The organism is Polaribacter pacificus, from assembly GCF_038024035.1.
Taxonomy (GTDB): domain Bacteria; phylum Bacteroidota; class Bacteroidia; order Flavobacteriales; family Flavobacteriaceae; genus Polaribacter; species Polaribacter pacificus.
Map to the genome: position 1 here is coordinate 1,500,465 of NZ_CP150664.1, position 12,823 is coordinate 1,513,287.

The window sequence follows — 12,823 nt, forward strand, 5'->3', positions numbered from 1 at the left end:
ACTGTAAATATACTTAAGTTATGATAGCAAGCAATATTTTTAGACTCATTGGAGACTTTTTTACATGGGCTTTTGGTCCTTTTCAAGCCTTACGCTTAGGTGATTTTGGATGGTGGGCTTCGAATATAGTAAACTGGCTGTTTATTTTAGTTGGTTTTGTTCTATTTGCTTATTGGATGAAAGAATCAAAACGTTTTCAAAAAGAAGGCATCGAAGATTCTGCTGAATAATATAGAACTTGGGAAGTAAAAACAAACTTAAACGTTTTAATGAAAATGAAACGTTTTCAAATGTTATTCAACCAAAAAGAGAAGAACTTTTAAACGGGTTTCATCTTAAAGGTGAATGGCATACTTTTTTTAAAAACGATCATCCGATTGTTTTAGAATTAGGCTGCGGTAAAGGTGAATACACTATTGCTTTGGCTCAAAAAAATCCAGAAAAAAACTTTATTGGAATCGATATTAAAGGTGCTCGCTTTTGGCGTGGTGCAAAAACTGCACTTGAAGAAGACTTGCCTAATGTTGCCTTTATTCGAACTCAAATAGAACTGGTTGATTTGATTTTTGCTGAGGGAGAAGTTGATGAGATCTGGATTACCTTTCCCGATCCACAGATTAAATACAAACGCACCAAGCATCGACTTACAAATTCTGAGTTTTTAAAAAAATACCACCACATCTTAAAAAAAGACGGCTGTGTTAATTTAAAAACGGACAGCGAATTTATGCACGGGTACACCTTGGGCTTATTACATGGTGAAGGGCATGAAATATTGCACTCAAACCACGACGTCTACAAAAACGTTTACAGTCCTGAAGAAGTTACAGGTACACAAACATTTTACGAAAAACAATACTTAGAAAAAGGAAAACCCATAACTTACGTTAAATTTAGAATCAACTATAAATAAACGTGATGGTTTTGCTGACTTTAATAATAGGCCTTATTACTTCATACCTAGGTTCTATTACACCCAGCATGCTTAATATTACAGCCATTAAATTACGTTTAGAAAACGGCAAAAAAAACGCCATTCAATTTGCCTTTGGAGTCGCCTTTATTGTAATTTTCCAAGCCTATATAGGCCTATATATCTTAACTATTCTCAATCAATACCCTTCTATTTTAGATCAACTCCAAATTGTAATTGTCATCGTTTTCGCAGCCTTATCGATCTTTTTTTACCTAAAATCAAGAAAAGATCGTCAAGAAGATTTAGCAATTGACACTCCAAAAAAAATAAAAAATGGCTTCTTAATTGGTGTCAGCCTTTCGAGTATTAACATGTTTGCGATTCCTTTTTTTTGTGGCGTTGGAGCAATGCTTAATCTTTACGATTGGTTCCTTTTAGAACCCATATCAATGCTTGCCTTTTCTTTGGGTTCTAGTATTGGTGCATTTTTTATTTTGTACCACTATATACTTTTGGCAGAAAAAATAAGACCTCGTTTGCAAAGCTACACCCAACATTTTAACATGGCCCTAGCTGTTCTGACTGGATTTCTAGCTCTTTTTACTTTTTTTAAATTATTGTAACTTGTTTCCATGAAAAGCTCAGATAATTTTTTCGAAAAATGCTATCAAGTGGCACGATTGATCCCTTATGGTAGAGTAACCAGTTACGGGGCAATTGCAACTTATTTAGGGGCTGCAAGATCTGCAAGAATGGTTGGTTGGGCAATGAACAACTCACACAATCAAACGGATGAAGTTCCTGCTCATCGTGTTGTTAACAGAAAAGGATTACTTACTGGGAAACAGCATTTTGAAGGCACCAACCTTATGCAACAACTTTTAGAAAGCGAAGGAATTGTGGTCTTAGACAATCAGATTCAAAACTTTGATCAGGTTTTTTGGAACCCCAGTGAAGAATTGCTATAAATTAAGCATAATTTTCTTCTATAGACCCATCAATAAACATCATCTATCTGCTTTAATATCTGAACTGTAAATACTATCTTTGTTCTTTAGATTAAAACTAATTAAAAACTACTTTAAGAGTTAGAACAGAGTTTAAACTTGCGCACAAAAACAAGTTAAACAGGTTCAAGTTTACAGATATACCATCATGAGTTTTACCAAGCAAGATATATACACCGCATTAGAAAGCATCACTGCTCCAGGAGAAGGAAAGAGTCTAGTAGAAAATAAAAACATCAGCAATATTGTTGCTTTTGGCAATGAAGTTGTAGTAGATGTTCGCATTAACAACCCTACATTACAAGCAAAAAAACGCGTTGAAAGCGACATTAAAAAAGCAATTCATCAACATGTTGGTGATAGCATCGACGTAAAGGTGAATGTTAAAGTAGAAGCTGCTTCTAAAGAAAATCCAAATCAGATTAAAGGAAAAGAAATTCCAAATATAAAAAACATCATTGCCATCGCTTCTGGTAAAGGAGGAGTTGGTAAATCTACCATCACAGCAAATACAGCTGTTTCATTAGCTAAAATGGGATTTAGTGTAGGTGTTTTAGATGCCGATATTTACGGCCCATCGATGCATTTAATGTTTGATGTAGAAAAAGAAAAACCAGTCTCGGTTACTGTAGATGGAAGATCTAAAATGAAACCTATTGAAAGTTATGGCGTAAAATTACTGTCTTTAGGCTTTTTTACCAATCCAAACCAGGCAGTTATTTGGCGTGGACCCATGGCTTCTAAAGCTTTAAATCAATTGATTTTTGATGCAGATTGGGGTGAGTTAGACTTCTTACTAATTGATTTGCCTCCAGGAACAGGAGATGTACATTTATCCATAGTTCAGGCCCTTCCTATTAACGGAGCTGTGGTAGTAAGCACGCCACAAAACATTGCTTTAGCTGATGCCAAAAAAGGAGTTGCCATGTTTCAACAAGAAAGTATCAATGTTCCTGTATTGGGAATCGTAGAAAACATGTCTTATTTTACTCCAGAAGAGTTACCAGACAATAAATATTATATCTTTGGAAAAGATGGAGCTAAAAATTTAGCCGAGGATATACAAACTCAATTTTTGGGAGAGGTTCCCTTAGTGCAAAGTATTCGAGAAGCAGGAGATGTTGGACATCCAGTTGCCTTACAAGAGAACACGCCTCTAGAAAAAGCTTTTGCTGACATCACCAAAGAAATGCTTTCTCAATTATTAAAAAGAAATGCAAATTTACCACCTACAGAAGTTGTTAGAATTACAACGATGAGTGGATGTAGTACTAAATAAATAAACTATGACTGTACAAGAAACAACAGACAATGTAGAAAAGGCACTAGAAGAAATTCGTCCTTTTTTAATTAGTGATGGTGGCAATATAAAACTGCTATCAATCGAAAATAATATTGTAAAAGTTCAATTAGAAGGCGCTTGTACAGGCTGTTCCGTTAATCAAATGACCTTGAAAAACGGCGTAGAAGCTACCATCAAAAAATATGCACCCCAAATAGAAGAAGTTATTAATGTTGCTTAACTGATAAAAATCAGCTTTTATCTTTTAAACAGCACGTATCTTTACTTGAATTTTTTTTGCAAATGATAACCACAGACATACTCATCATAGGCGCTGGCCCTACAGGATTATTCACTGTTTTTGAAGCAGGATTACTAAAACTAAGATGTCATTTAATTGACGCACTACCTCAGGCAGGTGGTCAATGTTCTGAAATTTATCCAAAAAAACCCATTTATGATATCCCTGCATATCCAGAAATTTTAGCCGGTGACCTTACCGATAAACTACTAGAGCAGATAAAGCAATTTGAACCTGGGTTTACCTTAGGAGAACGCGCTGAAACCATAGAAAAGCAAGAAGATGGTAGCTTTGTAGTAACCACCAATAAAGGAACTCAGCACAAAGCACCAATTGTTGCAATTGCTGGAGGATTAGGAAGTTTTGAACCTCGTAAACCTCCCATTCCTCAAATTGAAAAATTTGAAGACAAAGGTGTTGAATACATGATCCGAGAGCCAGAATTGTACCGCGATAAAGATGTTGTTATTTCTGGAGGAGGAGACTCTGCTTTGGATTGGTCAATCTTTTTAACGGATGTTGCAAAAAGTGTTACCCTAATCCATAGAAGAAATGAGTTTAGAGGAGCACTTGATTCTGTAGAAAAAGTTCAAGAATTAAAAAACTCAGGAAAAATCAATTTGATTACTCCCGCAGAAGTGGTAGACATCGTTGGTGAATCAAAGCTAACGGGCGTGGTCGTAAAACAGAAAGACAAAGAAAACTTTATTTTAGAAGCGGATCATTTTATCCCGCTATTTGGCTTGTCTCCAAAACTTGGACCCATCGCAAATTGGGGCTTAGAAATAGAAAAAAATGCCATTAAGGTAAACAACGCCTTGGACTATCAAACCAACATTCCTGGCATCTATGCCATTGGTGATGTAAATACCTATCCAGGAAAATTAAAATTAATTTTGTGTGGATTTCACGAGGCAACCTTGATGTGTCAAAGTGCATATCAACGAATCTTCCCAAACAAAAAATACGTAATGAAATACACCACAGTTGGTGGTGTTGATGGTTTTGATGGGACCCGAAAAGAGGCTCCAAAAGCAGTTATAAAAAGTATCGATTAATAGTACACACTTAAAACGAAAACTTTGGAACAAGACATTACCCTAAAAATAAAAGACAGAGAAGGTGTTCTACACGAAATTTTAGCTCCCACAGACATGGCAATGAACCTGATGGAAGTAGTTAGATCTTATGAGCTTGCTCCAGAAGGAACCATCGGCATTTGTGGAGGAATGGCCATGTGTGCTTCATGTCAATGCTATGTAGAGTCTGATCATGAATTACCAGAAATGGGGCCTGATGAAGACATGATGCTTGCAGAGGCTTTTCACGTAAAAGAAAACAGTCGTTTGGGCTGTCAAATTCAAATCACTCCAGAGATGGATGGTCTAGAGATAGAATTAGCTCCAGAATCTTAAAAATCCTTTTGTTAGTTTTTGTATATTTGTGAAGCAGATGCTTAAAATGCTTACCTATGAGCTGGTTAGACCTATTAATATTGTTAAAATTCTTAATCAAGAGAAACCCAGAATGATTGACTGATGTAGCTGTATTTCAATGAAGTGCAATCGAGAGCCTTAAAACGCTGTTGCACAATTATTAACTTATAAAACTATATCAAAGATGCCTTTTTATCATCATTTAGGAAAAATACCACCCAAACGTCATACTCAATTTAGAAAACCAAATGGCGATTTGTACTACGAACAATTGTTTGGTACTATTGGATTTGACGGAATGTCTACCAACTCGTATCACGAGCAAAGACCAACCATGGTCAAAGAAATCAGAAAACAATATTCTGTAAAGCCAAAAATTGCGAAAGCAAATAACATACAATCTTACCGTCTTAGAGGTTTTCAGGTAGCACCGGAAAACGATTATCTTGATAGTAGAAAAGTAATGTTAACCAACGCTGATTGTAACATTATTTTAGCCGCACCAAAAGAATCTACCAAAGATTATTTTTACAAAAATACCGATGCAGACGAAGTATTGTTTATCCATAAGGGTAGCGGAAAACTAAGAACTCATTTAGGAAATATTGATTTTAAATACGGAGACTATTTAGTGATTCCAAGAGGAATCATTTACAAATTAGACTTTGATACTCAAGACAATCGTCTTTTTATTGTAGAGTCCTACCAACCTGTTTATACTCCAAAAAGATACCGCAACTGGTTTGGTCAGCTTTTAGAGCATGCACCATTCTGTGAGCGAGACATTAGAAGGCCTTCTGAACTTGAAACCCATAATGAAACTGGAGAGTTTATTATGAAAGTAAAAAAGCAAGGCGACATTATAGAAATGGTCTATGCAAGTCATCCTTTTGATGTGGTAGGCTATGATGGATTTAATTATCCGTATGCATTTTCTATTCATGATTTTGAACCCATTACAGGTCGCATACATCAACCGCCTCCAGTACATCAAACATTTGAAACCAGTGCTTTTGTAATCTGTAGTTTTGTACCAAGACTCTATGATTACCACCCAGATTCTATCCCTGCGCCATACAATCACAGCAATATAGATTCTGATGAAGTTCTCTACTATGTTGATGGTGAGTTTATGAGTAGAAACGATATTGCTCCTGGACATATTTCATTACACCCTGCGGGAATCCCACATGGTCCCCACCCTGGAGCGACAGAAAGAAGTATTGGTCAAACCAAAACAGAAGAATTGGCCGTTATGGTAGATACTTTTAAGCCTTTACAAGTAACAGAAGAAGCTATGAAAATAGCCGACGACGATTATTATAAATCTTGGCTTGAGTAGGTCAATTTAACAATAAAACAATTTGAAAATGTATCAATTTAATTTTTAATTAAATTAGGAGAGAGAGAATAGAAAACAGAGAAGAGAGAAGAGAGAAGAGAGATGAAAAGACATAATTACAAAAACCTTAAAATTTGGAATTTAGGTATTGAAATTGTAGATGATGTTTTTAAAATAACTGATTCATTTCCAATAGAAGAAAAGTTTGGGTTAATTTCACAAATCAATAGATGTTCTATTTCTATTCCAAGTAATATTGCAGAAGGATCATCTAGAACAAGTAAATCTTTCTCTCACTTTATCGATGTCTCTTTAGGTTCTTCGTTTGAACTTGAAACACAATTAATAATAGCATATAAAAGAAAATATATTACAGAAAAACAATTAAAAACATTTGAAGAAAAACTAGCAGAGTTCCAAATGATGACTATGAGTTTTCAAAACAAACTATAGTTGTCTCTTTTCTCTACTCTTTTTTCTTTATTCTAATACAGAGTATAATGAGTAAAAAAGAAATAAAATCAGTAAACTACGGTTTAGAAAAAATATTTGAAGGGGCACAAGACTTTTTGCCTTTATTAGGAACAGACTATGTAGAATTTTATGTAGGGAATGCAAAACAAGCTGCACACTTTTATAAGACTGCTTTTGGATTTCAATCTCTAGCCTACAAAGGTCTAGAAACAGGATCAAAAGACAGTGTAAGTTATGTGTTAGTGCAAGATAAGATTCGCTTAATGCTAACCACACCGTTAAATAGCAAATCACCTATTAATGATCATATCGTCAAGCATGGTGATGGTGTAAAAATAATTGCTCTTTGGGTAGAAGATGCCAGAAGTGCCTACGAAGAAACTACCAAACGCGGTGCAAAATCATATTTAGAGCCTACTGTTGAGTCGGATGAATTTGGTGAAGTTGTTAAGGCTGGAATCTATACCTATGGAGAAACAGTTCATATGTTTGTTGAGCGCAAGAACTACACAGGAACTTTTATGCCTGGATTTAAAAAATGGGAATCAGACTACAACCCTACACCAGTTGGGTTAAAATACATTGACCATATGGTTGGGAACGTAGGTTGGAACCAAATGGATGTTTGGGTTAAATGGTATGAAGATGTAATGGGGTTTGAAAACTTTTTATCTTTTGATGACAAGCAAATTCACACGGAGTATTCTGCCTTAATGAGTAAGGTAATGAGCAACGGTAATGGCAGTATTAAATTTCCAATTAATGAACCTGCCAAAGCTGCAAAACGTTCTCAAATTGAAGAATATTTAGATTTTTACGAAGGTTCTGGTGTTCAACACATTGCAGTAGCAACTGATGATATTATAGAAACCGTAAGTCAATTAAAAGCTCGTGGAATTGAATTTTTACCTCCACCGCCTCAAGCATATTACGATGATATTCCAAATCGTTTAGGAGAGCACAGAGACATGATGAAAGAAGATATTGGCGAATTGCAGAAATTATCAATTATGATTGATGCAGATGAAGAAGGCTATCTATTACAAATCTTCACTAAGCCTGTAGAAGACAGACCTACACTTTTCTTTGAGATCATTCAAAGAATGGGTGCTCGTGGTTTTGGCGCCGGTAATTTTAAAGCTTTATTTGAGTCTATAGAAAGAGAACAAGAAAAAAGAGGTACTTTATAATAAACATTTCAAAAAGAGCCAAGCTAAAAGCAAAACAGTTTTAAACTTGGCTCTTTTTTAATGCATAACAGAAACATGGAAAAAGAAGAATTACTAAAGGCTTTAGAAGCAAAATACGAGAAACTGGGCGTTCCTTTAAACAGCATGCTTGAAGGCTTATTGTGGAGCACCCCAATTACGTATTGGGATTATATTCAAACCGACGCCTTACTAGGTCTTCAGATTCCGAGAACAACTGAAAAAGACGAAATGGTCTTTATCATGTACCACCAAGTAAACGAGTTGCTTTTTAAAATGGTTTTATGGGAGATTGATCAAATTTCACTTTCTAAAGAAACTGTTTCTGCAGAGAAATTCTCAAAACACCTAATGAGAATTAGCAGGTATTTTGACATGCTTTGCAATTCTTTTGAAGTAATGGCAGAGGGTATGGATGTGGATCAATACTTAAAGTTTAGAAACACTCTAACACCTGCAAGTGGTTTTCAGAGTGCTCAATACAGAAAAATAGAATTTGCTTCTACGGAGCTTATCAACTTGATTGATGTGCGTTACCGAGATAGCATCGATAGAAATTCATCTTTTAAAAATGCCTTTGACCACTTGTATTGGCAGGCTGCAGGCAAAGACCATAAAACTGGGAAAAAATCGACGCTAATCAACTTGTTTGAAAAAAAGTATATGGGCGATTTTATTGATTTTATGGAAGATTACAACGAGTGCAATCTCTCTAAAAAATTTAAACAACTTCCAGAAGAATTTCAAAAAGATCCAAATCTAATTAAAGCCATGAGGCATTACGATTATACCGTCAATGTAAAGTGGGTGATGGCACACTACAATGCTGCAGGAAAATATCTGGGTGGAGGAGATAAAGATCTTGAAGCAACCGGTGGAAGTAGCTGGCGAAAATACATGCATCCCAAATTCCAACGAAGAATCTTTTTTCCATATTTATGGAGTAATGATGAACTAAAAAATTGGGGAACATTCTAAGTCCTTTCAAAACCTTTTGGAATAGCAATTCTAAAAGGTTTTTAATTTTGGAACAGATTTTGTCATCCTTTTTTTATATGTTTGATTTAATGAAAAAAAATATCCTCCTCTTTCTCGCTTTATTATATATAGGTTTTGGACACGCTCAAGAAACAACAACTGTTTTTAAAAAAGGTGAATGGCTACGATTTAAAATGAGCTATAGCGGTTTTTTAAGAGCTGGTAGCGCAACTCTTAGTGTGGATGAAGCAATTATTAATGACAAAGAAGTATTTCATGTTACAGGAAAAGGATGGACTTCTGGTGTAATCAAATGGTTTTTTAAGGTAGATGACACGTACGAGTCCTTTTTTAACAAAGAAACCATTCAACCTTATGTGTTTATAAGAAACATCAATGAGGGAGGTTATATTATTAATCGTAAAATAAATTTTGATTACTCTAACAATATAGCCACAACTCAAGATTTTAAATCAGGAACAACTTCATCTGCAAGCATTGAAGACATCCAAGATATGCTCTCAGCTTTTTATTACTTAAGGACTCAAAATTTAGAGAATTTAAACGAAGGAGATGAGATAGGACTTAATATGTTTATAGACGGAGAAACCTTTCCTTTTAAATTGCGCTTTTTAGGTACTGAGTTTTTAAAGACCTCTTTTGGCAAGGTTAAAACTCTGCTATTTAGACCCATGGTTCAGGCTGGTAGGATTTTTAAAGCCAATGAAAGTGTTACCATCTGGATAACTGCTGATGCGAATAAAATTCCTATCAAGTTAAAAGCATCTTTAGCAGTAGGTTCTTTACGCGCAGAATTAGAAGCCTATAAAGGTCTTGCAAATTCTTTTGAAATTATATACGATTAAATTGTATTTTTACGTTTTAAAAACATAAAAAATACTCGTTTGAAAAATTTATTGTCCATCTTTTCAATTGTTTTTCTATTGGTTTCTTGTAAATCAGAAATTACACCACCACAAAATGAACTTAGCGCAACTGTAAAAGTGCCAAAAATTGTTCAGAAATACGGATTTAAACTGGATGATTACACAGTGTTTCATGACACTATCAAACAGGGAGAAAGTTTTGGCGTTATTTTAGATCGTTATCATGTGGATTACCCAATTATCAATAAAATTGCAACAAAAGTTAAAGACACTTTTGATGTTCGTATGGTAAGAGCCGGAAAACCATATATAATTTTAGCCTCAAAAGATTCAACTCAAAAAGCTCAAGTATTTATCTATAAAAACACTAAGTCAATTGCAACTGTTGTAGAGTTTAATGACTCGATTATACACAGCTACAAATATCGTAAAGAGATTAAAACTGTAGAAAAAGAAGCCATTGGTCATATTTATTCTAGCTTTTCAGAATCAATGGATAGTTTGGGGATTAATTCAAATTTAATGAATGAAGTTGCAGACATTTACGCTTGGACTTTAGATTTCTTAAAGCTTCAAAAAGGAGATAGTTTTAAGATTGTTTACGAAGCACAATATATAGATGATGATACTTTTGTTGGCTACGGAAAAATCAAAGCCGCTGTTTTTAACCATAAAGGTAAAGATTTGTATGCCTATCGTTTTGTTCCTGACCCTAAAAAAGGCATTGTAGAATATTATGATGAAGACGGAAACATGCTACGAAGTCAATTCTTAAAATCACCTATTAAGTTTCAATATAGAATTTCATCTCGATACAACTTAACCCGAAAAATTGCCCTTTACAACAACAAGGTAAAGCCACATAAAGGTACTGATTTCGCGGCCAATTACGGTACTCCAATCATGGCAACTGCCAGCGGAGTTGTAACTGAATCAGCCTACAGAAAAACCGGAAATGGGCATTATGTTAAGGTTAAACACAACAGCACATACACTACTCAGTATTTACATATGAGTAGAAGAAATGTAAAACGAGGGCAGTACGTAAAACAAGGTGACATTATTGGTTTTGTAGGCTCTACTGGAAGCAGCAGCGGAAACCATGTGTGCTATCGCTTCTGGAAAAATGGACGCCAAGTAGATCCACTTAAAGAGAAACTACCTGCCGCTGAACCCCTTAAAAAGGAAAAAAGACCTACCTTTTTCACCCACATTAAACCTCTAAAAACACAATTAGACAACATTACTTATAAAAAAGAAATAGAAGAGTTGATATTGCCTACAACAAACATTGTCGCTTTTCAAAACTAATCAAAAATGGCTTTAAAAAACATTGATCCAACAACTACAATTGCCTGGAAAAAACTGAATGAGCATTTTCTGGAAATACAAGAAAAACACCTCATCAATTTTTTTAAAGACCACCCCAACAGAGCAACAGACTTTACTATTGATTTTGAAGATTTCTTTTTTGATTATTCTAAAAACAGACTCAATCAAGAAGTCCTTGACCTTTTAACTGAGTTAACTGAAGAAGTAGCCTTACCTAATGCAATAGCAAGTTATTTTAATGGCGATATTATTAATAGCACAGAACAAAGGGCCGTATTACACACAGCCTTAAGATCAAATTCAGAAGTTCCTTTATGGGTTGACGGAAAAAACATTCGCTTAGAAATAGCAGCTGCTTTAAAGCAAATGGAAAGCCTAACAAATGACGTGGTTTCTGGCAAATGGAAAGGAGCTACTGGCAAAGCAATTACAGACATCGTAAATATTGGTATTGGCGGGTCTCATTTGGGACCACAAATGGTTGTGACTGCCTTGCAAGAATACTCCAATCATTTAAACACGCATTTTATATCAAATGTTGATGGCGATCATTTGGAGTCTGTTTTAGCAAAATTAAATAGAGAAACTACCTTGTTTGTGATCGTCTCAAAAACTTTTAGCACTCAAGAAACATTGTCCAATGCAACAAGTGCTAAAGAATGGTTTTTAAAATCTGCAACTAAAAAAGACATCGCCAAACATTTTATAGCAGTCTCTACAAATACAAAAGCTGTTACAGCATTTGGTGTGGCTCCAAAAAATATCCTACCGATGTGGGATTGGGTTGGTGGTCGTTTTTCACTTTGGAGTCCCGTGGGAATTACAATTTCCTTGTCTCTAGGTTTTGAGCATTTTAAACAACTCTTAGCAGGCGCCAATGAAATGGATGAACATTTTAAAAGTACCCCTTTTAATAAAAACATCCCTGTACTTATGGCTTTAATAGGTATTTGGTACACTAATTTTTTTGATTGTGAAACGGAACTTGTCTTGACTTATGCGCAGGCCTTAGAAAATCTGGTCCCTTATTTGCAGCAAGCTTCTATGGAAAGCAATGGGAAAAGCGTAGATAGAGCTGGTAAAAAAATAGGCTACCAAACTGGAAGTATTCTTTGGGGAGGTATTGGAACCAATGTACAACACTCATTCATGCAATTGGTTCATCAAGGCACCAAACTAATACCTGCAGATTTCATTGGCTTTAAAGAATCTTGCAGCGGAAGAAAAGATCAGCACAAAAAACTAATGGCCAATTACCAAGGACAAATTACCGCATTGGCTTTTGGAAAAAGCATTCAAGACGCACACTTAGAACTTAAATTTCAAGGAAAAGTTAACCAAATCTCAGAGCTACTTCCTTACAAAGTCTTTGAGGGAAACAAACCTAGTAATTCACTAATTATCAAAAAAAGAACTCCAGAATCTATAGGCAAATTAATTGCACTTTACGAGCATAAAATCTTTACTCAGGGCATTATTTGGAATATTTATAGTTTTGATCAATTTGGTGTAGAATTAGGAAAAGAATTGGCTAATACTTATTTAAATCAATAAAAAAATTGTCTGTTTTTTTATTTCTCGTTAAAATTTTAACTTTTAATATTCATTTGTTAACAACCCTGTTAATATTTAATTCTCTGATAAACAGAATTTAACCCTA

At 34.9% G+C, this 12,823-nt stretch carries 15 protein-coding genes; all 15 read left to right on the top strand.

Annotated elements, in window-relative coordinates:
* Positions 1–20: 20 nt before the first annotated feature.
* The 15 genes from WHC90_RS06785 to pgi all read left to right on the top strand — a co-directional run bounded on the left by WHC90_RS06785 (position 21) and on the right by pgi (position 12,717).
* A complete protein-coding gene (locus WHC90_RS06785; RefSeq protein WP_188597725.1) occupies positions 21–230 on the top strand; it encodes a DUF6341 family protein in 210 nt (69 codons plus the stop codon).
* Between the two features lie 8 nt (positions 231–238).
* On the top strand, positions 239–913 hold the full coding sequence (gene trmB / locus WHC90_RS06790) for a tRNA (guanosine(46)-N7)-methyltransferase TrmB (RefSeq protein WP_188597726.1): 675 nt from the start codon (positions 239–241) through the stop codon (positions 911–913).
* Between the two features lie 11 nt (positions 914–924).
* Positions 925–1,539, top strand: coding sequence for a hypothetical protein (locus WHC90_RS06795; RefSeq protein WP_188597727.1), 615 nt, complete (start codon positions 925–927; stop codon positions 1,537–1,539).
* 9 nt (positions 1,540–1,548) lie between these two features.
* A complete protein-coding gene (locus WHC90_RS06800) occupies positions 1,549–1,884 on the top strand; it encodes an MGMT family protein (RefSeq protein WP_188597728.1) in 336 nt (111 codons plus the stop codon).
* Between the two features lie 187 nt (positions 1,885–2,071).
* A complete protein-coding gene (locus WHC90_RS06805; protein WP_188597729.1) occupies positions 2,072–3,202 on the top strand; it encodes an Mrp/NBP35 family ATP-binding protein in 1,131 nt (376 codons plus the stop codon).
* 7 nt (positions 3,203–3,209) lie between these two features.
* Positions 3,210–3,446, top strand: coding sequence for a NifU family protein (locus WHC90_RS06810; RefSeq protein ID WP_188597730.1), 237 nt, complete (start codon positions 3,210–3,212; stop codon positions 3,444–3,446).
* Positions 3,447–3,508: 62 nt separating this feature from the next.
* A complete protein-coding gene (locus WHC90_RS06815) occupies positions 3,509–4,564 on the top strand; it encodes an NAD(P)/FAD-dependent oxidoreductase (protein ID WP_188597731.1) in 1,056 nt (351 codons plus the stop codon).
* Positions 4,565–4,588: 24 nt separating this feature from the next.
* The gene (locus tag WHC90_RS06820; RefSeq protein ID WP_188597732.1) at positions 4,589–4,921 is read left to right on the top strand and encodes a 2Fe-2S iron-sulfur cluster-binding protein; all 333 of its coding nucleotides are present in this window, start codon (positions 4,589–4,591) and stop codon (positions 4,919–4,921) included.
* A 205-nt stretch (positions 4,922–5,126) separates the two neighbouring features.
* Positions 5,127–6,284, top strand: coding sequence for a homogentisate 1,2-dioxygenase (locus WHC90_RS06825; RefSeq protein ID WP_188597733.1), 1,158 nt, complete (start codon positions 5,127–5,129; stop codon positions 6,282–6,284).
* A 102-nt stretch (positions 6,285–6,386) separates the two neighbouring features.
* Entirely contained in the window at positions 6,387–6,737 is a 351-nt protein-coding gene (locus WHC90_RS06830; protein WP_188597734.1) for a four helix bundle protein, read from the top strand.
* Positions 6,738–6,784: 47 nt separating this feature from the next.
* Positions 6,785–7,948: a 4-hydroxyphenylpyruvate dioxygenase gene (gene hppD, locus WHC90_RS06835; protein ID WP_188597735.1), complete on the top strand. Its 1,164-nt coding sequence runs from the start codon at positions 6,785–6,787 to the stop codon at positions 7,946–7,948.
* Positions 7,949–8,023: 75 nt separating this feature from the next.
* Positions 8,024–8,944 carry a tryptophan 2,3-dioxygenase family protein gene (locus tag WHC90_RS06840; RefSeq protein ID WP_188597736.1) on the top strand — a complete coding sequence of 307 codons (921 nt, stop codon included), beginning with the start codon at positions 8,024–8,026 and terminating at the stop codon, positions 8,942–8,944.
* Between the two features lie 89 nt (positions 8,945–9,033).
* A complete protein-coding gene (locus tag WHC90_RS06845) occupies positions 9,034–9,810 on the top strand; it encodes a DUF3108 domain-containing protein (protein ID WP_188597737.1) in 777 nt (258 codons plus the stop codon).
* A gap of 39 nt (positions 9,811–9,849) precedes the next feature.
* Complete coding sequence (locus WHC90_RS06850) at positions 9,850–11,142, top strand: peptidoglycan DD-metalloendopeptidase family protein (protein ID WP_188597738.1); 1,293 nt, start codon at positions 9,850–9,852, stop codon at positions 11,140–11,142.
* Positions 11,143–11,148: 6 nt separating this feature from the next.
* Positions 11,149–12,717, top strand: coding sequence for a glucose-6-phosphate isomerase (pgi, locus tag WHC90_RS06855; protein ID WP_188597739.1), 1,569 nt, complete (start codon positions 11,149–11,151; stop codon positions 12,715–12,717).
* Positions 12,718–12,823 lie beyond the last annotated feature (106 nt).